Genomic DNA, 21798 nt, shown 5'->3' on the forward strand with positions numbered 1-21798 from the left:
CTGCTCGATGCCGAGCAGCGCGCGGCGGACTCCGTACGGCCGGGGTCGCGTGCGCTGCGCGTGGATGTGATCGGCCGGCGCGTGGCGACGGCCGGCCTGCTGCGTGCCTTCCACCGCGCGCACCCGGAGGTTCAACTCGACATCGTGACAACCCTGTTCGGCGTCGACGCGGCCATCGCGGCACTGCGGACCGGTGAGATCGACGCGACGTTCCGGGCCGTCACGATGCCCGGCCGCCACCTGCCCGACGACATCGAGGCGGTCCCCGTGTTGGACGAGCCGCTTCAACTGGTCACCGGTCCCACCCACGCGTTCGCCGCCGATCGCACGGTAGCCCCCGTGCGCCTCGCGGGGCAGCGCATCTGGATGCCCGGGAATGCACCCGGCACCGAGTGGACCGCGTACTACGAGGCGTTCGCTGCCGCGTTCGGGTTCACGATCGACCCGATCGGCCCCGATTTCGGCGTCGAGGTGCTGCTCGACACAATCGCGGAGTCCTCGACGCTGGCGACGTTCCTGAGCGAACGGACGCCCCTGGTCTGGCCGGTCAGCCACGACCTGCGAAGGATCCCCCTCCACGACCCGACTCCGGTGTATCCCCACTCGCTGTTGTGGCGCGCCGACAACCCGCACCCCGGCCTCGCGGCGCTCCGCGACCACCTCACCGCGACCCGCCCCGACGTGCCGGGCTCCGAGGTGTGGAAGCCGGAGTGGGCGCGGTGACTCCGGCCCGCGTCCGGACCGGACCGATCGCCGGCTGCACAGGCAGTACGCTCACGAGCGGCCACCAGCCGGCGAAGGTCCCACAGACGACGCGACGGACACGACGGAGCAGTGATGGCAATCGAGTTCGGCCTGACCCCCGACACACGGCGCGACACCGGCCTGCACGAGCTCGTGGGGGCGGCGGGTGACGCCGGGTTCACGGCGTTGGGCATGCACGCGTGGCACTCCGACGCTGCCGCCGCCGAGGCGCTCGCGGCGGGCGGACTGCGGTGCCACGAGGTGCTGCCGCTGATCCCGACCGCCGACGAGGAGGCCACGCTGCCCCAGGCGCGAAGGCTCGCCGACGCTGCGGCGGCGCTGAACGCACCGTGGGTGCTGACCATTTTCGCGGAACCGCTCGACGCCGGCACCGCGCCGGTGATCGCGCGGTGCGCGGCGATGTTCGCGGAGGTCGGGGCGCGGATGGCGGTCGAGTTCAGTCCGCTGGGCGCGGTGAGGTCGGTCTCCGACGCACTCGCGGTGGTCGAGGCGGCGGGCGGGGTCGGTCGGGCCGGGGTGCTGATCGACGTGTGGCACTTCTTCCGGGGCGACAGCACGTGGGACGACCTCGAACGCATCCCGTTGGAGTCGATCGCGTACGTCCAGTTCGACGACGCGCCGCCGCCGGTCTCGGACGACGCGATGCGGGAGACGATGCACCGCCGCGTGATGCCCGGCGACGGGGAGTTCGAGCTCGAACGGTTCGCGTCGACGCTGCTCGCGCGGGACTGGGCCGGGCTGGTCAGCGTCGAAGTGCTCAGCGCCGAACTGCGTGAGCGCCCGCTCGGCGAGTTCGCCCGGTCGGCGTACGAAAGCACCGCCCGGTACTGGCGGTAGGTCCCCCGCAGGGTTCGCGGCGGACGCCGGACGGTCCGGCGTCCGCCGCGAACTCCTCGGATTCGTGCGCGTGTTCGGTCCTTCGTGGGCGTCAGCCCCGGGGCAGTCCGAGAACGCGTTCGGCGATGATTGTGCGCTGGATCTCGGACGTGCCGCCCGCGATGGTGGCGCCGAAGCTCCACGCGTAGCGGTCGAACCGGCTCGTGGAGAAGTCGTCCTGGTCCATGTGGTAGTCCGGACCGGTGTGGTCCGGCGACAGGCCGTCCCCTCCTGACGCGGTGAGCGCCGCCTCCGCACCGGTCTGGATGGCCTCCGACCCGAGGAGCTTGAGGACGGAGACCGCCGCGACGTCCTCCTCGCCGCGCGCGGCCCGGGCCAGTGACTCGGAGCCCAGCAGGCGCAGGGCCTGGAGGTCCATGCACATGGTGGCGTACCGCTGGTCGTCGAGCTCGCCGCCCTGCGGGAAGTCGCGTACGAGTCCGGCCAGCCACGACGCGAAGTTGAGCCACATCATCGTGCGCTCGTGCGCCAGCGAGCCGTTGGCGATCCGCCACCCGTCGTTGAGTTTCCCGATCAGGTTCTCGGCGGGCACCCGGACGTCGTCGAAGAAGACCTCGTTGAAGTCGAGGTCGTCGGCGCCGACGAACGAGCCGAACGGGCGGCGGGTGACGCCGGGGGTGTCCGTCGGGATGACGATGACGCTGATGCCCTTGTGCTTGGGCGCATCCGGGTCGGTGCGCACGAACGCGAGAATGATGTCGGCGTCGTGCGCACCCGAGGTCCAGACCTTCTGGCCGTTGACGACGAAGTGGTCGCCTTCCAGGACCGCACGCGTCCGCAACCCGGCCAGGTCGGAACCTGCGCCCGGCTCGCTCATGCCGACGGATGCGGTGATCTCGGCCTTGAGGATCGGCACGGCCCAGCGCTGTTTCTGTTCCTCGGTGCCGAAGGTGAGCAGCGACGCGGCGACGATGCCGAGGCCCTGGGGGTTGTAGCTGTGGTAGATCCCCCGCTTGGCCAACTCCTCCTGGAACACGAACTCCTGGAGGAGGCTGGCGTTGCGCCCGCCGAACTCGGGGGGCTTGCCGGGCAGCAGCCATCCCGCGTCGAACAGGAGCCGCTGCCAGCGCCGTGACCACTCGGGGATGTGCGCGCTGGACCGGGGGCGTTCGGTGGCTTCTTCGGCGGAGGGCAGGTTGCTCTCCAGGAATGCCACGAACTCGGCGCGGAAACCCTCGACTTCGGCATCAAACGTGAGTTGCACGGTACTCCTTGGCGATCAGTGCACGGTGTTCGGCCGTACCGCCGAGCAGCATCTCTCCGGCCTTGGCCCGCTTGAGTGCGAACTGAAGGTCGTTCTCCCAGGTGAAGCCCATGGCGCCGTGGAGTTGGAGGCCGTGCCGGAAGACCAGGGACTGGCACTCCCCCGCCGACGCCTTGGCCATCGCGGCGGCGACACGCCGGCGGGGGTCGTCGACGGAGATCGTCAGCGCCGCGAAGTAGCCGAGGGCGCGGGCGCGTTCGACGGCCACGTGCATGTCGGCGGCCTTGTGCTTGACGGCCTGGAACGAGCCGATCGGGACACCGAACTGCTCGCGGCTGCGGACGTGGTCGAGTGTCGTCTCAAGGACGCGGCGGCAGGCGCCGACCATGGTCAGGGCCATGCCCGTGAGCGCGATGTGGCGCGCCCGCTCGGGGGCGGCGCCGGTACGCGCGCTGCCGGCGACCCGTACGCCGTCGAACGCGACGTCGGCGATGTGCAGAACCGGATCGAACACGGCGGTCCGTGAGGCGGTGGCGTCCGCGGCGGGGACGACGAAGACGCCCTCGCCGGTGACCACGGCCAACAGGTCGGCGCGGTCGCCGTCGAGCACGTGGCGGGCGGTGCCCTCCAGACGCCAGCCGTCGCCGTCGCGGTGCGCGGTCACGCCGTCGTACACGGCGGTTCCGGACTGCCCCGGTTCGGCGACCCCCGGGGCGAGGGGATGGAACTGCGTCATCGTGGCCAGGTACGGCGTGGGGTCGGTGACGCGCCCCAACTCCTCCAGGACGATGCCGAGTTCGACTGCCTCGGAGCTGTCGGTCAGCTCTGTCCAGCCGAGTTCGTTGTACGTGCGCCACAGCGGCCCGGGGTCGCCGTCCGCGTCGGCGACGGCGCGTACCAGGGCGGGCGGGCACTCCTTGGCGGTGACGCCGCGCACGGTCTTCTGCCAGAGCGTCTGGTCCGCGTCGAACTCAAAGAGCATCGCGGTTCCTTCGGTGATCCTCGGCCACGAATGGCCCTCCTTGCCAAATTGCGGGCGAACCGGCGGGACGGCGGGCCCCGCCGTCGGCGGGTGCGGGGCCGGTCAGACGCCGACCAGGCGCGCGAGGTTGCCGCCCATGATCTTGGCCTGGTCTTCCTGGCTGAAGTTCGAGATCTCGTCGACGTACGAGACGGGGTCGCCGATGCCCTCGGGGTGCGGGTAGTCCGACCCGAACAGGACGCGGTCGACGCCCATGATGTCGGCGATCTCGTACATGTTGTCCTCGCCGAACGGGTTGATGTGGATGTTCCGCTTGAGGACCTCGACCGGGTGCTCGGTGAACGCCTGCGGCATCTTCTTGTAGGCGCCGCCCAGCTGGTCGATCAGCGGCGCGAGCCACGACGTGCCGTTCTCGATGGTCGCGATCTTCAGGTCGGGGAAGCGCGACAGCGCGCCGTGGCAGATCAGCGAGCCGACGGTGTCCGAGATCCCGCGCCATTCGGAGAGCATCTTGAAGGTGCTCGGGACGAACGGCAGGAACTCGCCCTTGTGGCCTTCCCAGTCGTTGACATAGCGGGCGTACCCGTTGTCCGAGGAGTGGAGGGCGACCAGCACGTCGAGTTCGACGACGCGCTTCCAGAACGGGTCGAACTCCGGCAGGGCGAAGGACCGCGAGCCGCCGGAGGCGGACGGAACCGGCGCGGGCCGGATCAGGACGGCGCGGGCGCCGCGCTCGACGGCCCAGTTCAGCTCTTCGATCGCCTTGTCGACGACGGGGAGGGTGATGACCGGCGTGGTGATGATGCGGTCCTGGTAGTTGAACGACCAGACCTCGTCGATCCACTGGTTCAGCGAGTGCACGACGGCGTGGACGAGTTCGACGTCGTCGCGCATGCGCTCCTCCAGGAGGCTCGCGAGCGTCGGGAACACCAGGGCACGGTCGACGCCCTGCTCGTCCATGAGTTCGATGCGCGGCGCCGGCTCGCGGAAGGCCGCCGGCGACTTCATCGGCTCGCCGAGGATCTCGCGGGCGCTCTTGCCCTCGGGGTTGCCGTCCTTGAAGTAGCTCTGCATCGCCCCGGGCTTCGCCACGACGTCGAAGGTCGGGTTGGGGATGTACTCGCTGATCTGGCCGCGGATCGCGATCTTGGTGCGACCGCGCACCTGCACGTACTCGATGGCGCCCTTGTACTGCTTCGGGAGGTACTTCAGCAGCGCCTCCGGCGGCTCGTAGAAGTGGTGGTCCGCGTCGAACACGGGGTACGGCAGCTCGCGCGACGGCATGGAATCCTCCCGAGGATCATGCGAGAACAACATAACTTGTTCCGAGAACGATATTCTCAATGATGGCTCCCGGGCAATGCCGATCCGCGCGCCGGGCGCTCGGAGGGCGCGTCGGACGACGGAGAACCGACTTTCGCCGACCGCGCGCAAGCCGAGTCCCTCGCCCCGGGCCCACTCCAACGGGCATGCAAGAGAAGCGACTTCGCCACCCGCATTGCCGACAGGACGCCCTGGCGCGGCACCCACTCCGAGACCCGGACAACAAAGTTACCGCTCCGTAACCTACTGACGGGTACCCCCGGCGACGCGCGTCCGTTAGCGTCCCCTCACCCACCGTCAGGACGAGCAATCGGACGCACGGACCACCGCCGACCCCACCCGCCCCGCGCGGCGCCGGGTCGTCGACCACGCCTGCCCGGACGCCTGTTCCCCCGCAGAGGAGACCTCGCATGCCCATGCGCAGACGCCTTCCGGCCGCCGCCCTCGCCGCGGTCGCCATCCTGAGCGTGCAGGCCGCGCCCGCGACCGCCGCCGGACCGGCCGTCGTCTCCCGAGGAGTCGAGATCCCGGCCTTCTACACGCCGCCCGCGTCCCTGCCCGCGGCCGACGGCGCGCTCATCCGCACGGAACCGCTGCCGCTGGCCCTGAGCCTGCCCACCATCGGCGGTCCGCTCCCCGGCACGGCCACGCGCCTGATGTACAAGTCCACCGACTCGACGGGGCAGCCGGTCGCGGTCACCGGCGCCTACATCGAACCGGCCGCCGCCTGGCCCGGCAGCGGACCGCGCCCGCTCGTCGCCCTGGCTCCCGGCACGATGGGCCAAGGCGACCAGTGCGCCGCGTCGATGGGGCTGGAGCACCCCGTCCTGCTGAACGGCGAGACGGTGTCGGTCGGTTACGAAGACCTGGCCGTCTACCGCCTCCTCGCCTCCGGCGCGGCCGTGGTGGTCACCGACTATGTGGGGCTAGGCGCCACCGACCGGCTCCACACGTACGTCAACCGCGTCGACGAGGCGCACGCCCTCTTGGACGCGGCACGGGCGGCCCGGTCGGTCCCCGGCGCGTCCGTGACCGCCGACTCCCGGGTGGGCCTGTACGGCTACAGCCAGGGCGGGGGCGCCACCGCCGCGGCGGCCGAACTGCATGCCGCGTACGCTCCCGACGTCAACCTCGTCGGCACCTATGTCGGGGCGCCGCCCGCCGACCTCGCCGAGGTCATCTCGGGCATCGACGGCTCCGACCTGACCGGCGCACTCGGCTGGTCCCTCAACGGGTTCCTCCAGACCGACCCGTCCCTGCGCCCGCTCACCGAGGCCCATCTCGGCAGCACCGGCCGCGCCGCCCTCGACGACCTGTCGACCATGTGCGTCGGCGACGCGCTCTTCGCCTACGGCGGCACCGAAAGCTCAGCGTGGACGGTCGACGGATCGTCCCTGAACGACATCATCGACGCGGAACCGGCGCTCCGGGCCATGCTCGACGCCCAGCGCATCGGCACCGTGAAACCCACCGGCCCGGTGCGTGTGGCCACCGGCACCGCCGACGACGTCGTACCCCACGGACAGGCCCGCGGGCTCGCGGTCGACTGGTGCAGCAAGGGCGGCGAGGTCACGTACAAGCCGGTGATCCTTCCCGGCGGCGGCGACCGGGCCCTGACCAATCACTTCCTGCCGCTGCTCGCCGACCAGGGCGACGCGATCTCCTGGCTGACCGACCGGCTGGCCGGACGCCCGACCGGGAGCAACTGCTGGACGATGCCGTTCCAGCCCTGAGGCCGCGCCGGGCAAGGGGAGGCACGTGCGATTCTCCGGCGCGTGTCTTCCCTTCCCCCCGCCTGCGGGCGCGTCGGCAGGCGTGGCCGCCGGCAGTGGTCGAGCCCGGCCGCACCCGGCCGTACAGCGGCCCTGAGGGATTGCCCGGGAGGCCGGCATGGCAAATTCTGTGTGCAGTCAACCGGACTTCGGCCGTGCCTGCGCCGACCGTGTCCGGCGGACCGTCCACGGTTCCGCATGATGGGAGCAGACATCCGCATGAACACCGCCCTCCCCGACCTCGGCCGCTACGGCGTCTTCAGCCCGCTCACGTACCTGTCCCCGGCCGCCCGCGACAAGATCGCCCGCGAGTTGGAGGAGCTGGGCTTCGGCGCGATCTGGCTTGCCAACTCCACGGTCGAGGAGGCCGCTCCCGTCCTTGCCGCGACGTCCACCATCGCGGTGGGCACGGCAATTCAGAGCATCTGGCGGTACGAGGCCGGACAGACCCGGGCAACCTTTGCCGAGCTGGACGCGAAGTACCCCGGACGCCTCGTGCTCGGGCTCGGCGTGGCGCATGCGCAGAACACCGCCGAGTACACGCGCCCCTACCCCTCGATGGTCGCCTACCTCGACGCGCTGGACGCCGCCGAGGACGGCACACCCGTTCCGGCCGAACGCCGCCTGCTGGCGGCCCTCGGCCCGAAGATGACCGAGCTCGCCCGCGACCGGGCAGCCGGCACGCTGCCGTACCTCGTCACCGCCGAACAGGTGGCCACCGCTCGCCAGGCGCTGGGCGAACGCGCCTTTCTGGCCCCGGAGTTGGGTGTCGTCCTGGAAGCCGATCCGGACCGCGCGCGGGCGCTGGCCCGCAGCGCCCTGGAGCGCTACACGACGATGACCAACTACGCGAACAACTGGCTGCGTGGCGGATTCACCGAGGACGATCTGGTCGGCGGCGGCAGCGACCGCTTGATCGACGCCCTGTTCGCGTGGGGAGACGACGAGCGCGTTCGCGCGCGGATCGAGGCCTTCCGCAGCGCCGGTGCGGACCACGTGGTGCTGCAACCCGTCCACGACGACCCGCACGGCCCCGCCTCCTCGGCGGCCTGGCGCCGGCTCGCGGAACTGCTCCCGTGAGCTGCCGCGCCTTATGAGCGGTTCGGTCTCGATCGTCCGCCGACTTCTCGCCGCGGGTCTGCTGGACCGATTGCAGCTCCTGGTGCACCCGATCGCCGTCCGCAAGGGCGTGCGGCTGTTCGACGAGGGCGATTCGTAGATCCCCCTCAAGCTCGTGTCGTCGCAGACGTTCGGCACCGGCGTCCTGAACCTGGTCCACGCCCCGTCCGAACCGCCCGCGGAGGCCGGCTACGACGAGGCGAAGACGCACCTGTCCTGACCCGTCCCCGCCCGGCCACGGTGATGCACGAGGCGTCCCCTAGCATGGCGCCTCGTGATCACTGTGGCCACGTGGAACGTCCTGCATCGCGTTCATGCGGAGAACTGGTGTGCGGCCACGGTCGAACACCGGCCGGACGAGTCTCGGCGGATCGCTGCGATCACGGCCCGCTTGGCACGGCGCGGGGAACAGGCAATCGCTCTTCAGGAAGTCAGCGGCGACCAACTCGCGGATCTGCGCGACGCGTTGCCAAAGCATTCGGTGCACGTGCTGCGGTATCCGCGAACACCGGAGCCGCGCCGCGGCGAAACGTCGCTGCGCGACCCGCGCGAACACCTCGTGCTGATCGTGGACGGCCCGGCCGAGCAATGCGCGGCCGAGGCCTTCCCGGACGATCCGGGCAAGGGCCTGCTCGCCGTCCGGACCGGCGGCGTGCTGGTGGTCGCCACGCATCTGAGTTACGACCGGCGCCGCCCCGCGCAACTGGCGCGCCTTCGGGACGTCGCCGCGGGTTCGGCGGAACCGGCGGTGCTGCTCGGCGACTTCAACACCGACCGGTCGGCCGTGGCCGACGGCCTCGGACCGGGTTTCACCGTCGCGGAGCACCCGCCCGGCATGCCGCCGACCCGGCCGGGCGGTCCGGGCGAGGAGTCGCGGGACATCGACCATGTGGTCGTGCGCGGCGGTTCCGTGGAAAGCCTCGTCGTCGAGGACGCCGAAGGCCTGTCGGACCACAATCTCGTGTGCGCGCGGGTGCGTACGTGACGGACGTGTCCCTCGCCGGCCCGCGGAACACTCAGGAGGATGCCGCCGGACGACCGCCCCCCGGCGGCAACGTGCCGGTGTCCGCCTTCGGTTCCGGCCGGACGTCCGCGCGCTTTGACGTCCCCCCGGCGAATACGACACCGCGCAGGAACGGCAGGATCACCTCGCTCATCTCCTGCGCACGCCCCGGGCAGCCGCGGCGCAGCCAGTCCAGGATGATGCCGAGCAACGCCCCGGCGAGGAACACCGCTTCGGGGTCGTAGGGCATCTCCGGCAGGTCGTCCGCCGGGATCCATTCGTCGTTGCCGTCGCGCACGCCGTTGTTGTGGATGGCAGCGGCAAGGCGCTGGTGTATGTGGTGGATGACCTGGGCGCTGCCGCCGTCGCCGAGGAGCGCTCCGTAAAGCAGGGCGTTTTCGGCGACGTGCGCGAACACCCGGGCCAGTGCGGCCTTTTGCGCGGGTTCATCGAGGGCGCCGTCGAGCATCGCGGCGGCGATGAGCTCGTCGAACATCGCGGCGCATGCTCCGGCGGCCAACTCGTCGACGCTCGTGTAGTGCTCGTAGAACGTCGACCGGTTGACGCCCGCCTTCCGGGTGAGGGTGAGCACGCTGATCCCCTTGAGGTCGTGTTCCCTGATGAGCTCCAGGAGGGCCAACTCCAGCGCCGAACGGGAGCGGTGGACACGGGGATCGGAAGGTTGTTGAACAGGCACGCCTGCACTGTATTCTGTCCGACAGGTGCCGGAAACCGACATGTGTCGGAGTAGAGTTCCCGCTCGGCCGATGCCGTCGCGCTTGCGCTCTCGGCGCGACCGCGCCCCGAGCCGGCGGGAACCGCCCCCTGTTCCGACGCCTGACGCACCACCACGACAGGCACGCCAGGCACGACAGCAGGTCAGGCACGACAGCAGGTCAGGCCAGTTCCCGCACGCTTCTCGGAGGTGCCGTGAGTTCCGTCGACGAGATCCGCTGGGACCCGTACGCCCACTCGTACGCCCAGGACCCGTACCCCGTCTACAAGCGGTTGCGGGAGGAGATGCCGCTTTACTACAACGACGAGCACGACTTCTACGCCGTGAGCCGGTATGCGGATGTGCAGAAGGGCCTCGGCGACTGGGAGACCTTCTCGTCCGCCCGGGGCGGCATCCTCGAACTCATCAAGTCGGGCTTCGAGATCCCGCCCGGCACGCTCATCTTCGAGGACCCGCCGGTCCACGACATCCACCGCAGACTGCTCGCCCGCGTTTTCACCCCCCGCAGGATCGCGACACTGGAGCCGCAGGTGCGCGCCTTCTGCCGGCGCGCACTCGACCCCGTCGCGGACGCGGACCGCTTCGACCTCATCTCGACCCTGAGCATCGAGATGCCGATGCGGGTGATCGGCATGCTCCTCGGCATACCGGAGTCGGACCAGGAAGCGCTGCGCGACAGCGCGGACGCACGGCTGCGCACCGAGCAGGGCGGGAAGATGGAGGTGCCGGAAGGCGGGTTCGGCGACGAGCAGTTCCGCGAATACATCGAGTGGCGGAAGAAGAACCCGTCCGACGACCTGATGACCGAACTCATGAACGCCGAGTTCGAGGACGAGAACGGCGTCCGGCGCACGCTGACCGACGACGAGATCCTGGTCTACTGCTCGGTGGTCGCGGGCGCGGGCAATGAAACGACCGGACGGCTGATCGGCTGGGCGGGCGCGACCCTGGCCCGGTATCCGGACCAGCGCCGCCTGTTGGCGGAAGACCCGTCGCTGATACCCGGCGGCATCGAGGAGCTGCTGCGCTTCGAGCCGCCCGGCCCGTTCATCGCCCGGTACGTGGCCAAGGACGCCGAGTTGTACGGCCGGACGGTGCCACAGGGCAGCGCCATCGTGTTCATCGCCGCCGCAGCCAATCGCGACCCCCGCCGCTTCGACGACCCGGACCGCTTCGACGTACGCCGCGTCAACCAGACACTCACCTTCGGCGTCGGCGCCCACTACTGCCTCGGCGCGGCCCTGGCACGGCTGGAAGGCCGTATCGCGGTCGAGGAGATCCTTCAGCGCTGGCCGGAGTGGGACGTCGACTGGGACAACGCCAAGTTGGCACAGACCTCGACCGTGCGCGGCTTCGAGTCGCTGCCGCTGATCGTGCGGTGAGGCCTCGCCACACGTCGCGTCGACCCGCGCACCGACAACGGGACGCGGAGGAATTCGTGCGCTGCCGACCGAGCGGTGAGGCCTCGCCGCGGTTGCGTCGGCGCGTCAACCCACGAGGCGAGGCGGGTTGAATGCCCGCGTGCGGCGCACAACGCACGCCGTGGCTCCACGTCGCGTCGGCGGCGGCGTGCCCACGCCGTCGGCGCGGCGCGGAGGTCGGGAGGCGGGAGGAACCTGTCGGGCTCGGGAGGACGTGCGACCTTCGCGCGAACCGTCCCGGCCGGTGGACCCGCCCGCCTCCCGACCAAACTCCCGTTGCCGGTCGGTGCGTTCAGGCCGCCCGCAGTTTCAGGCGAGCCACACCGTCTTCGCGTTGCAGAACTCGCGGATGCCCAAGGCCGACAGCTCCCGTCCGTAGCCGGAGCGCTTGACGCCGCCGAAAGGCAGTTGTGGCGAGGAGGCGACGAGGCCGTTGACGAAGACGGCTCCCGCCTCGAGTTCGTCGACGAACAGGTCGCGTTCGTCGGCGTCGTCGGTCCACGCGGCGGAACCCAGGCCGAACGTCGTGGCGTTGGCGATCCGGACGGCCTCCTCCGCCGAGGACACCCGGTAGAGCTGGGCGACCGGGCCGAAGACCTCCTCGGTGAAGACCCGCATGTCGGGCGTGATGTCGGTGAGCACGGTCGGCGGATAGAACCACCCGGGCCCGTCCGGGGTCTCGCCGCCGCACAGCACGGTGGCACCGGCCCGGACCGCGTCGGTGACGAGTTCCACGACGTCCTCGCGGCCCTGTTCGGTGGCCAGCGGCCCGACGTCGGTGGCCTCGTCGGCCGGGTCGCCCACGGTCAGACCGCGCATCCGCGCGGTGAACGCGTCGGCGAACGCGTCGAAGACCGCGTCGTGGACGATGAAGCGCTTGGCGGCGATGCACGACTGCCCGTTGTTCTGGACCCGGGCCGTCACCGCGGTCGCGACGGCGGCGTCCAGGTCCGCCGACGGCATCACCACGAACGCGTCGCTGCCGCCGAGCTCCAGCACGGTCTTCTTGACCTCGTCGCCCGCGATCGACGCGACCGAGCGGCCGGCCGCCTCGCTCCCGGTCAGCGTCGCCGCGGCGACCCGGGGGTCGCGCAGGACGCCCTCGACCTGCTTCGAGCCGATCAGCAGCGTCTGGAAACAGCCGGGCGGGAACCCCGCCTCCCGGTACAACTCCTCCAGGAACAGCGCGGTCTGCGGAACGTTGGACGCGTGCTTGAGCAGACCGGTGTTGCCGGCCATGAGCGCCGGCGCGGCGAACCGCACGACCTGCCACAGCGGGAAGTTCCACGGCATCACGGCCAGCACCACGCCCAGCGGCTGCCACCGGATCATGGCCGTCTTCGCGTCCACGGCGGAGGGGTCGGCGAGCGGTTCGTCGGCGAGGAAGCCCTCGGCGTGCTCGGCGTAGAACCGCATGGCACGCGCGCATTTGGCGGCCTCGGCCCGCGCGGCGACGATGGTCTTGCCCATCTCCGCCGTCATCACTTGGGCGATCTCCTCCCGTCGCGCGTCCAGCACGTCCGCGGCGGTGTTCATCCAGGCGGCGCGGGTGGCGAACGTCGTGCGCCGGTGCTCTTGGAACGCGCGGTCCGCGAGGGCGAGGCGGTCTTCGATCTCGTCAGCGGTCAGCGGCGCGAAGGTCTTGAGCGTTTCCCCGGTGGCGGGGTTCACGGATGCAAGAGTCATGGAAGCTTTGTTGCCCACGACGCCCCATGAGAACACCGTTCCGGCTTTCCGAAGCGCGCCCGTGACCCGGGCGGGCGACGACGCGGTTGCGGTCGCCGCCCGGCCAGGGGGCCGGACCCGTCGCGAGCCTCAGCGGCTCGCGAGCAGTTCCGCCAGGGCGGTCGCCGTGTCGGAGTGGCGGTCCAGCAGGGCGGCGCCTGTCGGTGCCGAGTCCGCCGGGGGCCAGGGGTCGTCGCAGCCGAGCAGGTTCGCGACCTCGTCACAGGTCGCGGGATGGGCCCTCAGCAGCGCGGCGCCGCTGCTGACGGCCGGGAACCCGGCCACGGCCGTCAGCAGCGCCTCAGGCGCGCTGCGCCACGGCGGGGTCCACGCGTCCAGCGCGGCGAGGCGGCCGGGGAAGATCCGGCCGGCTTCGCGGATCAGCAGGGGGGCGAGTTCTGCGCCGCCGGAGCGGAGCGTGCCGATGAGCGTGGGGAGCCATGGGAGGAGGACCGGGTCGGGCAGACGGCCGAACGCGTTCGAGACCGCCTCGACGACGAAGTCGGTCAGCGCCGGCACCGGTTCCAGGGCCTGCACGAATCCGCTGAGGTAACGCGGATAGGCGGGCAACACCATCGGGTTGTCGAGCAGTTCGTCGCACCGCCGCCGAAGGTCCGCACGGGTCAGCCGGCCGAGTTGCACCTGAGCCGCCCACAGCAGCGCCACCTTCGACGCGTCCTCGGGGTGCGACTGCGCGACGGCGAGCTCCAACTGGGTCCGGTCGCAGCCGAGCGACAGCGCCAGACTCTCCATGCTGAACAAGAAGCCCAGCATGGCCGCGACGTGGCGGACGGTCGCGTCGTCGTCGGTGAACGCGGTCGGCAGCAGGGTGCAGTAGTGCGCGTACCCGGTCTTCGCGAACGACTCGATCCAGCCGGGCAGCACCGGTTCGCTGGTCCGGTAGTACGCCAGCAGCCGCCGCACGCGGCTCAGCACCTCGGGTGCGCCGTCGACCGTGCGTTCCGTCGTCAGCACCTCCAGCGCGCGGGTACCCAGTTCGTCGGCGAGGCGGCGGCTGCGCAGGTACAGCGTCGCGTCCTCGACGGCCTTCAGCACGGTCGCCGCGGTGGCCTGGGGGCCGTACGCCATGCGCCGGAGGCGTTGTTCGAGGACTTGTTCGATGCTGACGCCTTCGTAGCCGAGCTCGATGAGAGCGCGCTGGTGGGTGCCCAGCGCGAGGTCCCACGACTCTTGGATCGACTGCTCGCCGAGTTTGCGCTCACCCATGATCGGGCGGGCCGCGCCGTGCGGCAGCAGATACCGCAGCATCCACAGCACGTCGGCGCACTTCGCCAGCTCGGGTTGCCCGGCGATGTCGAGCAACGCCCTTTGCACGCCGCGCTGTTGCAGCTTGAGGCCGAGCGGTGCGAGCCGGTCGTGGACGTCGCGGGCAAGCGGCGGCAGCGCGTCGTAGCCGACCCGGCCGATGCGGTCGCCGCCCATCATGATCTCGACGAGGCGGCGTACGTCGCGCCGGCCGGGCACGCTCTCCTTCTCGATGCAGGTGACCGCGGCGTCCTGGAAGTCGTACGGCGTGGGCTTGGCCCGGTCGCGCATCCCGGCGAGCAGGATCGACGTCTCGAACACCGCGATGGCGTCGGCGGTCGAGGCGAGGTAGCCGTTCCGGCGCGCGGCTCGGACGATGTCGACCGACCAACCGAGCAGTTCGGCCTCGTCCAGCCGGTCGAGCACGGGTGGCCTGCGCAGGAAGCCGGACAGTTTGTCGGCGGTCGACTCCCCCCGCCCTGCCGGCGTCGTCGTGTCGGCCGGGATCGAGGCGACGGCTTTCCTCGCGGTCTTCGCAGCCGTCTTCTTCGCACCCGCCTGCCCGGTCAGGCGGAACGGTTTCACGCCCGTGCGCCCCAGGTTCTTCGCCCACACGGTCGCGGCGATCGAGACCGATCCGGCGGCGAGGCCGAATTGCGCCTCGATCGCGGCGTGGCTGGACGGGATCAGGCCGTGCTGCCAGGTGGTCCCCGTGGGCGGGCTGATGTCGAACGTGTCGGCTCCGTGGACGCCGAACTCGGCGACGCGGCTGGCGGCGTGGAACGCGCCGCAGACGTAGAGGCAGTCCGCCGGGTCGGTGCCGGTCGCGGCGAGGTGCCGGCGCATGCGCGTCCACATGTGGCGCTCGCGGTCCTCGTCGACGCGCACCCGTCGTGTGTCCCCCGGGGCCAGGCGCCGGAACAGGCTGCCGATCAGCAGCATGACCTGGCGGTAGGTGTCGTGGTCGCCGTCGCCGAGCGGGAGTTCGACGTACTGGTGCCACCACTCCGACCAGTGCCGCACGCGGCCGTGTCGCAGCAGGTGCTCCTCCAGTTCGGCGAAGCGCGGACGCAGGTCGCCGATGTCCACGCCGACCGCGTCGCCGTGCAGGGCGGCCTCCGCGTCGGCCGACGGCGCATCCGGAGCGTCGGCGCCGGTGGCGGAGGTGGCTGCGGTCTCGCGTGGCTCCCATTGGAATACGTGGTCGGACGAGCGGTCCACGAGGACGAGTTCGACGTCGGGTGTGTCCAACGCGTAGGCGATGGCCTGGTATTCGGCGGATGCCTCGGTAATCGGCGCGACCACCGACAGTGGCGCCCATTCGGCCGGGAAGCCCTCGATGTCGGCTGCGAACGACTGGACCGCCACAGGGAGCGTGCAGTTGCGGAGTTCGGTCAGCAACGGCGCCATGTCCTCGCACAGTTCGAGGTACACGACCTTGGGCTGCTTCTCACGCAGCCGGCGCGCCATCGCGGTGGCCGAGGCGGGTGAGTGGTGGCAGACCGGGAAGATCTCCAGGGGTTCGCGTACGGCCCGGTCGACGTCGTCGACGATGCCCAGCAGGATGTCCCGCAGTGCGTCGGGCCCGTCGGCGAACGCCGAGGCGGCGTCATGGAGTTGAGTGCGCAGGGCGTCGAACGCCCCTTCCGTGGGGGCGCTCACGACATCGTGGCGATCGCGTCGCGGCCGCCGCCCAGGAACTCCGTCCAGGGGCCGCCTTCCTCCTTGCTGCGCGGCTCGACGACTCCGTGCAGGTACTTGTTGAGGATGGCGAGGTCCTCGGGCTCGCGCCGGGTGAGCGATCCGACGAGCGACGTGGCGAGGGTGTGCGCGGTCAGCGCGCGCTCGCCGAAGAAGTTGCTGTGCAGGATGGCGTCTTCGAGTACGCCGATCTGCTCGGCGGTCGACAGCGCGGACTCCAGCTTCTCGTCGTCGCTGCCCGCCGACGCGGCGGCGGCACGCAGGTCGGCGAAGCTCTGCAGCAGCACGTCCAGAAGCGTCGGCGGTACGTCGAGCTCGATCCGGTGGCGGCGCAGCAGTTCCTCGGTGCGGAAGCGAACGATCTCCGCCTCGCTCTTCTTGTTGGTCACCACCGGGATACGAACGAAATTGAAGCGCCGTTTGAGTGCGGACGACAGGTCGTTGACGCCCCGGTCGCGGCTGTTGGCGGTGGCGATGATCGAGAAGCCGGGTTTGGCGAAGACGATGTTGTCGCTGTTGTCGCTGTCGAGTTCGGGCACCGAGATGTACTTCTCGGACAGGATCGAGATCAGCGCGTCCTGCACGTCGCTCGTGGAGCGGGTGAGCTCCTCGAAACGGCCTATGGAGCCTGCCTCCATGGCGGTCATGATGGGCGACGGGATCATCGATTCCCGCGACTGGCCCTTGGCGATGACCATCGAGACGTTCCACGAGTACTTGATGTGGTCCTCGGTGGTACCGGCGGTGCCCTGCACGACGAGGGTGGAGTTGCGGGAGATCGCCGCGGCGAGGAGTTCGGCGAGCCAGCTCTTTCCGGTGCCGGGGTCGCCGATGAGGAGCAGGCCGCGGTCGGACGCGAGGGTGACGATGGCGCGTTCGACAAGGCTGCGGTCGCCGAACCACTTCTGCGGGATCTCCCGGTCGAGACCGTCGGAACGCTCGGAGCCGAGGATGAACAGGCGGATCATCTTGGGCGACAGGCGCCACGCGAAGGGCTTGGGCCCGTCGTCGACGGATTCCAGCCAGTCGAGTTCGTCGGCGTACTTGATCTCGGCGGGCGCGCGCAGCAGGTCGGACATGTCAGGCCTTTCGTGCGGATGTTCAGGGTGTCTGGAGCAGGGCGCGTTCTAGGCGAGGAACGTCTTGAGTTCCTGGACGAGCTTGCGGATATGACCGGATATCACCGGTGTACCGAGGTCTTTGAAGCGCTCGCGGAACCACGGGTTCACGCTGCCGCGACCGGCGCTGGTCACCGAGCCGACCGGAATGAACTTGGCGCCGGAGCGGTGAACGGCGGTCATGCTCGCGAAGAGCTGTTCGGTACGCCATTCGTAGAAGTCGGAGATCCACACGACCACGGTGTTCCGCGGCTCGGCGATCTTCGGCTGGGCCAGCGCCATCGCGACCGTGCCGTCCGTTCCGCCGCCGAGGTTGGTGCGCAGCAGCGTCTCGAACGGGTCGTGCACCCAGGGCGTGAGGTCGACCGCGCGAGTGTCGTAGGCGATCAGGTGCACGTCGACTTTCGGCAGCCCGGCGAAGATCGACGCCAGGATCGTGCAGTTCACCATCGAGTCGACCATCGAGCCGGACTGGTCGACGACGACGATCAGGCGCGTGGGTGTGGTCTTGCGAACGGTGTGCCGGTAGTAGAGGCGGTCGACGTACAGCCGCTCTTCCTCCGGACTCCAGTTGGTGAGGTTCTTCCAGATGGTGCGGTCGATGTCGAGGTTGCGGAAGACGCGCTTGGGCGGGATCGAGCGGTCCAGTGTGCCGACGGTGGCCTTGGCGACCTGGGTGCGCAGCACCTCGGCGACTTCGTCGACGAAGCGCCGGATCAGGGCTTTGGCATTGGCCAGGGCGACACCGGAAAGGTTGTTCTTGTCACGCAGAAGTTGCTCGATCAGCGACATGCTGGGGGTCAGTTGCGCGGCAAGTGCGGGGTCGGCGAGGACTTCGCGCAGGCGCATGCGTTTGACGAGGTCCGCTTCGATGGCGGCGAGGTCGGGACCGATCGTCGGGATCAGGTTGGTGAGGTCCGGGGTGCCGCTCCCGAAGCCGGTTCCGGTCGGGGAGACTCCGACGCCTCCGTGGGAGCGGGCGGCACCGGCGGATCCGCCGCCGCGCAGTTCCCCGGGCCGGCAGCCGAGTGCTCGTTCCAGCCATCCCGCGTCCGCCTGCCAGCGCGCGAGTTGTTCGGCGGTGACGGTGCCGGAGCCGGTGGACATGACGTTGAGGAGCACTTTCGACACGAGCGCGGCGCGGCGTACTTCGGCGGCGCGGTCGCGTGTGCCGGTGGTGTCGTCGGCGTCCGGTTCGGGCGTCATCAGGCCGTCGAACTCGGCGGCCAGGTCGGGGTGGCGCTGCACGACGGAGTCGACCGAGGCCTGGGGGTCGAGCAACGCGGGCGGCAGGCCGATGTCCTCGACGACGGCCAGGCTCGCCGATTCGAGTGACGCATGCTCCTCGGTGTCGAAGAGGCGTGCGAGGAGCCGCCAGTACAACACCTGCCGGCGGTTCTCGTCGCGGTCCACCGGGGTGGTCGGGTCGGTCATCGGTTCGGCCCCCGCAGCAGCTTCCCGGCGCGTTCACGGAGCACGGAGACGGCGTCGGTCGCGGCTTTCTCGGCCTTGACGCCGAGTTTGTCGGTCGCGCCGCCCGCCCACCCCCCGGCGTGGACCGTGACGGCCTTCTTGCGTACGACGGTTTCGACGGCGAGCGGCTGGACGGCGAACGTCCCGGCGTCCCAACGCAGCAGGCCGATGCACGCGCCCGACGCCGCGACGGTCTCGGGAGCCAAGGGCCCGGCCGCCGCCATGCGGTCGGTGTCGACAGCAAGTCGGTGTCCGGCGATGGTGAACGTCGTGGCTCCGTCGTCGTGTTCGACGGTGTAGCCCTCGAGGAACACCGGCTCGGCGATGCGCGTCGGGTGCCGGTCCAAAGGTGCGGTCGCGGACGAGGCGGAACCGGCCATGGCGACGCGGGCGGTGCCGAACGCGTCGGCGGGGTCACCGTTGCGGGCGTGTTGGTTGTCCCAGATCAGGTCGCCTTCGGCGGTGACCGGCATGGCGTCCAGGTCCATCGCGCGGCCCTCGCCGACGGCGGCGAGCAGCGACATGTGGGGGCGCAGCAGTTGCCAGACGCCGGCGCCGAGGACGGTGTCGGGCTTCGGCACCGAGACGGCGGCACGCACGAGGCGGGACGTGCCGCCGTCGGCGGGCTCGAAGACGGCGTGGACCTGGGCCTGGGCGGCGGTCGCGTGCTCGTGCAGGTCGATGCCGAGCGGCAGCAGGCGGCCGGTGGCCGTTGCCGTCGGCGGTCCCGGCTCGGTCCCGGGCTGCGTAAGCAGCATCGCGCGCGACCACAGGTCGGCCCAGCGGCGCGCGGGGACGCGTTCCAGCGTGGCACCGGGGCAGGACGCGGCGAGTTCGGCGGCGAAGCCGTCGAGGATGGTCGCCAGGCGGCGCAGGCCCGGCTCGGGCAGCATGGCGGAGACGACTTGCGCCGACCCTGCGATCAGGTCGTGGTCGATGCCGTGCCAACCGGCGCGGGCCAGGTCGCAGAGCCACGAGCGAGCCGCGGCAAGGAGGTTCGGTGACTGCGGTGCGCCGGGTGCCGGAGCCGTCGCATCGTCGCGGCTGCGCCCGGTCGCCTCGTCGACGCGGGTGACAAGCGCGTCGTGGACGGCGCCGAGCAGCGCGGTACGGGCGGCGGCGAGGGCGACGAAGTGCTCTTCCCCGGCGGTTCCGGCGGACGCCTTGTCGGCGGCTTCGGCAACGCGGGACGCGAGTGGTGTACCGGCGACGGCGGACGCCAGGGCGGCGAGATCGGCCGCCTGGGCGGGCTGGGGGCGCACCAGCCCGCCGATGAGCACCCGGTCGAACGCCGCGGCGGCGGCGAGGGCTTCGTCGAGTCCGTCGACGGGTTGGGCGAGGAGATCGGCGCGCATCACGCCACCGCCCTCGTCGGCGGGAACCACTGCATTTCCGGCAACGGCGCCGTGGTGGGGGCAAGTTCGAGGTAGGCGAGGTGCCGCAGGAACCGGCTGAAGACGGCGGCTGCGGGCTTGTCGCCTGCCGGCGCCGGCCCGGTGCCGGTCATGGCGGAGATGATGCCCGGCGCGCTCGTTTCTCCGCCGGTCGTCTCGACTCGCAGGTAGCGGGCGACGCGGTCGGGGCCGTACTGCAACACGGCTTCGTTGACCATCGCCCGGATGTGGTTGCAGAAAGAGCCGCGCGCGCCGCCGCAGGGACGGTTGTTGTTGGTGCTGCACGCGTACGCGTAGGTCCTGGCCGCGACGGACGAGACGTAGACCCGCGCGGCGTCGGAGCCGCTGGACACCACGCCTTGCAGGCGCCCGTCGGCCAGTTCGACGAACGGAACCTTGGCGAGCTTGCGCGGCCGGGCGGGCGGAACCACCCGTGCCGTGCTCGACTCCTCCCACGTGGGCAACACACCATCTCCTTTTGCACAGAAGGGATTTCCGCACCGGACCGGCGCGATGTCAGGGAACCTATCCGCGATCACCGACAAGCCCCGAGTCGGTAGCCTGCTCGCGTGAAGCCGTGCTGACCGGTGGGTTGCCGTGGAACATGGCGGCGGCCGTGCACTTCCGAACCAACTGACGGCCGAACGCTGCGGCTGCCGGACCTGGTCGAGCCGGCCCGCCGCCTCGCCGGCTGACGGAGCATGATCGGCGGCACGACCGGCGCCGGCGACGCACGGCCGTGCGATCACGCGCGGCCGGTCGACGGGAGGCCGAGGCGTCGGTTCGCCTCGGATTGTGTCGGTGTGGCCTGGGCGGGTAGCCGCGGCGTGCGGGGTCAGCGCAGGGCGCCGCCCGGACTGCGGGCCGCGGCCGTCACCTAGGGGCGAAGCTGTCATGACCGGACCGTTTCCATATCCGCCGGAGGACCCGCGCGCCCATGGGGTCGAGGAGTTGCACCGGCTTCACGCGCCGTCGCACGGGTCGGCGGGGCATCCCGAGCGAATGGGGGATCTCGCCTCGCACGAAGAGAGGCGGAATCCGTCGCGCGGCTGGGGAATCGTCGGAATCGCCGTGGTGGTGCTGATCGGACTCGTCTTCGCGGCGATGCTGGTCGGCATGGCGATCGTGCTGGCGACCTGAGTCGGAGGACCGGGCCCGGCGGCTGATCCAACCCGAACGCGAGTTGCGCGCGGCGCCGAAACAGGGGCCCGCAAGGTACTTGCGTACCCGTCGGCCCCTGAAGCCGCGAAAGAGACGTTTTCACGCGACTTTTCGCTTTTTCCCATGTTCATCAGGATTTTGACGGGTAGCCGGGATCGGGGGACCTCACGACTTGGAGGACCGATGGCTACCACCCACTCGATCGAGCATCATCCTGATCTGGTGGAGTTGCGTGAGCGCTACGACCGCGCCGCCGCCACTCCCGTGGTCCAGATGCTCGAAGCCTTGGCGCTCATCACCGGGGTGTACCTGGCGGCATCGCCGTGGATCGTGGGATTCGACGGCTTCACCACGCTGGCGATCAGCAACCTCATCACCGGAGCGGCGTACATCCTGTTCCTCGGCGGGCTCGGGCACGCCGCGAACGCGTACGAACGCTCCCATGCGATGGCCTGGGCCGCCGCCGCGATCGGCATCTGGACGATCGTCGCTCCCTGGGCGATCGCCGGCGATGTCTCCAGCACCCGAAGCGTGACCAGCAACGTGATCACCGGTGCGGTCGCCGTGCTGTGCGCACTCGCACTCGCCGCCGCAATGAGGGGCCGGGGCGGCACCTCCGCACGCAAGGAAAGCAGGCGCTGACCCGAGGCCCCCTCGCACCGGCACCCCGGAGACACGCACGCGAGGAAACTCGGACGGCAAAGCCGCCGACGCGGCCCGGAACACACAGTGTTCCGG

18 protein-coding genes and 1 pseudogene are annotated in these 21798 nt (G+C 70.6%); 9 read left to right on the top strand and 10 right to left on the bottom strand.

Features of this window, described 5'->3' with window-relative positions; all coding sequences use genetic code 11:
- The coding region (locus ACRX5W_RS17110) for a substrate-binding domain-containing protein (protein ID WP_436789022.1) at positions 1 to 723 on the top strand (723 nt) is incomplete at its 5' end.
- A gap of 114 nt (positions 724 to 837) precedes the next feature.
- Complete coding sequence (locus tag ACRX5W_RS17115) at positions 838 to 1602, top strand: sugar phosphate isomerase/epimerase family protein (protein ID WP_436789023.1); 765 nt, start codon at positions 838 to 840, stop codon at positions 1600 to 1602.
- A gap of 91 nt (positions 1603 to 1693) precedes the next feature.
- Here the strand turns inward: ACRX5W_RS17115 and ACRX5W_RS17120 are convergent, their stop codons facing one another.
- From ACRX5W_RS17120 to ACRX5W_RS17130, 3 genes are all read right to left on the bottom strand, one after another.
- A complete protein-coding gene (locus ACRX5W_RS17120; protein WP_436789024.1) occupies positions 1694 to 2866 on the bottom strand; it encodes an acyl-CoA dehydrogenase family protein in 1173 nt (390 codons plus the stop codon).
- A complete protein-coding gene (locus tag ACRX5W_RS17125; protein ID WP_436789025.1) occupies positions 2850 to 3848 on the bottom strand; it encodes an acyl-CoA dehydrogenase family protein in 999 nt (332 codons plus the stop codon). The genes ACRX5W_RS17120 and ACRX5W_RS17125 overlap by 17 nt, the downstream gene beginning before the upstream one ends.
- Positions 3849 to 3950: 102 nt before the next feature.
- Complete coding sequence (locus ACRX5W_RS17130) at positions 3951 to 5132, bottom strand: amidohydrolase family protein (protein ID WP_436789026.1); 1182 nt, start codon at positions 5130 to 5132, stop codon at positions 3951 to 3953.
- Between the two features lie 449 nt (positions 5133 to 5581).
- On the opposite strand from ACRX5W_RS17130, the gene ACRX5W_RS17135 reads away from it, so the two are divergent.
- The 4 genes and pseudogenes from ACRX5W_RS17135 to ACRX5W_RS17150 all read left to right on the top strand — a co-directional run bounded on the left by ACRX5W_RS17135 (position 5582) and on the right by ACRX5W_RS17150 (position 9047).
- Entirely contained in the window at positions 5582 to 6904 is a 1323-nt protein-coding gene (locus ACRX5W_RS17135; protein ID WP_436789027.1) for a lipase family protein, read from the top strand.
- 240 nt (positions 6905 to 7144) lie between these two features.
- The gene (locus tag ACRX5W_RS17140) at positions 7145 to 8023 is read left to right on the top strand and encodes a TIGR03620 family F420-dependent LLM class oxidoreductase (protein WP_436789028.1); all 879 of its coding nucleotides are present in this window, start codon (positions 7145 to 7147) and stop codon (positions 8021 to 8023) included.
- Between the two features lie 13 nt (positions 8024 to 8036).
- Positions 8037 to 8282: pseudogene (locus ACRX5W_RS17145) on the top strand (dihydrofolate reductase family protein); the annotation flags it as partial.
- A gap of 54 nt (positions 8283 to 8336) precedes the next feature.
- Positions 8337 to 9047: an endonuclease/exonuclease/phosphatase family protein gene (locus ACRX5W_RS17150; protein WP_436789029.1), complete on the top strand. Its 711-nt coding sequence runs from the start codon at positions 8337 to 8339 to the stop codon at positions 9045 to 9047.
- A 31-nt stretch (positions 9048 to 9078) separates the two neighbouring features.
- Here ACRX5W_RS17150 and ACRX5W_RS17155 read toward each other — a convergent pair whose 3' ends face one another.
- On the bottom strand, positions 9079 to 9762 hold the full coding sequence (locus ACRX5W_RS17155; RefSeq protein ID WP_436789030.1) for a TetR/AcrR family transcriptional regulator: 684 nt from the start codon (positions 9760 to 9762) through the stop codon (positions 9079 to 9081).
- Between the two features lie 233 nt (positions 9763 to 9995).
- Here ACRX5W_RS17155 and ACRX5W_RS17160 point away from each other — a divergent pair, with 233 nt between their 5' ends.
- Complete coding sequence (locus tag ACRX5W_RS17160) at positions 9996 to 11183, top strand: cytochrome P450 (RefSeq protein WP_436789031.1); 1188 nt, start codon at positions 9996 to 9998, stop codon at positions 11181 to 11183.
- 348 nt (positions 11184 to 11531) lie between these two features.
- Here the strand turns inward: ACRX5W_RS17160 and ACRX5W_RS17165 are convergent, their stop codons facing one another.
- The 6 genes from ACRX5W_RS17165 to ACRX5W_RS17190 form a co-directional block, all read right to left on the bottom strand.
- Complete coding sequence (locus ACRX5W_RS17165) at positions 11532 to 12908, bottom strand: NADP-dependent succinic semialdehyde dehydrogenase (RefSeq protein ID WP_436789032.1); 1377 nt, start codon at positions 12906 to 12908, stop codon at positions 11532 to 11534.
- 129 nt (positions 12909 to 13037) lie between these two features.
- A complete protein-coding gene (locus ACRX5W_RS17170) occupies positions 13038 to 15875 on the bottom strand; it encodes a hypothetical protein (RefSeq protein ID WP_436789033.1) in 2838 nt (945 codons plus the stop codon).
- Complete coding sequence (locus ACRX5W_RS17175) at positions 15872 to 16993, bottom strand: ATP-binding protein (RefSeq protein WP_436789034.1); 1122 nt, start codon at positions 16991 to 16993, stop codon at positions 15872 to 15874. Before ACRX5W_RS17175 ends, ACRX5W_RS17170 begins: the two co-directional genes overlap by 4 nt.
- A 48-nt stretch (positions 16994 to 17041) precedes the next feature.
- Entirely contained in the window at positions 17042 to 18466 is a 1425-nt protein-coding gene (locus ACRX5W_RS17180) for a VWA domain-containing protein (RefSeq protein WP_436789035.1), read from the bottom strand.
- Positions 18463 to 19890 (bottom strand): hypothetical protein, encoded by a 1428-nt coding sequence (locus tag ACRX5W_RS17185; protein ID WP_436789036.1) that lies wholly within the window; start codon positions 19888 to 19890, stop codon positions 18463 to 18465. Before ACRX5W_RS17185 ends, ACRX5W_RS17180 begins: the two co-directional genes overlap by 4 nt.
- Positions 19860 to 20363: a hypothetical protein gene (locus ACRX5W_RS17190; RefSeq protein ID WP_436789165.1), complete on the bottom strand. Its 504-nt coding sequence runs from the start codon at positions 20361 to 20363 to the stop codon at positions 19860 to 19862. Before ACRX5W_RS17190 ends, ACRX5W_RS17185 begins: the two co-directional genes overlap by 31 nt.
- Before the next feature lie 430 nt (positions 20364 to 20793).
- On the opposite strand from ACRX5W_RS17190, the gene ACRX5W_RS17195 reads away from it, so the two are divergent.
- Positions 20794 to 21039 (top strand): DUF6480 family protein, encoded by a 246-nt coding sequence (locus ACRX5W_RS17195; RefSeq protein WP_436789037.1) that lies wholly within the window; start codon positions 20794 to 20796, stop codon positions 21037 to 21039.
- Between the two features lie 204 nt (positions 21040 to 21243).
- Complete coding sequence (locus ACRX5W_RS17200; protein WP_436789038.1) at positions 21244 to 21702, top strand: SPW repeat protein; 459 nt, start codon at positions 21244 to 21246, stop codon at positions 21700 to 21702.
- Positions 21703 to 21798 lie beyond the last annotated feature (96 nt).

The sequence above is a fragment of the Yinghuangia sp. YIM S10712 genome (assembly GCF_051388935.1).
GTDB lineage: Bacteria > Actinomycetota > Actinomycetes > Streptomycetales > Streptomycetaceae > Yinghuangia.

What these genes read in the sequence shown, in the direction of transcription:
- ACRX5W_RS17115 (WP_436789023.1), top strand. Translation starts at nt 838, where the DNA reads ATGGCAATCGAGTTCGGCCTGACCCCCGACACACGGCGCGACACCGGC.
- ACRX5W_RS17125 (WP_436789025.1), bottom strand. Translation starts at nt 3,848, where the DNA reads ATGCTCTTTGAGTTCGACGCGGACCAGACGCTCTGGCAGAAGACCGTG.
- ACRX5W_RS17130 (WP_436789026.1), bottom strand. Translation starts at nt 5,132, where the DNA reads ATGCCGTCGCGCGAGCTGCCGTACCCCGTGTTCGACGCGGACCACCAC.
- ACRX5W_RS17135 (WP_436789027.1), top strand. Translation starts at nt 5,582, where the DNA reads ATGCCCATGCGCAGACGCCTTCCGGCCGCCGCCCTCGCCGCGGTCGCC.
- ACRX5W_RS17140 (WP_436789028.1), top strand. Translation starts at nt 7,145, where the DNA reads ATGGGAGCAGACATCCGCATGAACACCGCCCTCCCCGACCTCGGCCGC.
- ACRX5W_RS17165 (WP_436789032.1), bottom strand. Translation starts at nt 12,908, where the DNA reads ATGACTCTTGCATCCGTGAACCCCGCCACCGGGGAAACGCTCAAGACC.
- ACRX5W_RS17175 (WP_436789034.1), bottom strand. Translation starts at nt 16,993, where the DNA reads ATGTCCGACCTGCTGCGCGCGCCCGCCGAGATCAAGTACGCCGACGAA.
- ACRX5W_RS17180 (WP_436789035.1), bottom strand. Translation starts at nt 18,466, where the DNA reads ATGACCGACCCGACCACCCCGGTGGACCGCGACGAGAACCGCCGGCAG.
- ACRX5W_RS17195 (WP_436789037.1), top strand. Translation starts at nt 20,794, where the DNA reads ATGACCGGACCGTTTCCATATCCGCCGGAGGACCCGCGCGCCCATGGG.
- ACRX5W_RS17200 (WP_436789038.1), top strand. Translation starts at nt 21,244, where the DNA reads ATGGCTACCACCCACTCGATCGAGCATCATCCTGATCTGGTGGAGTTG.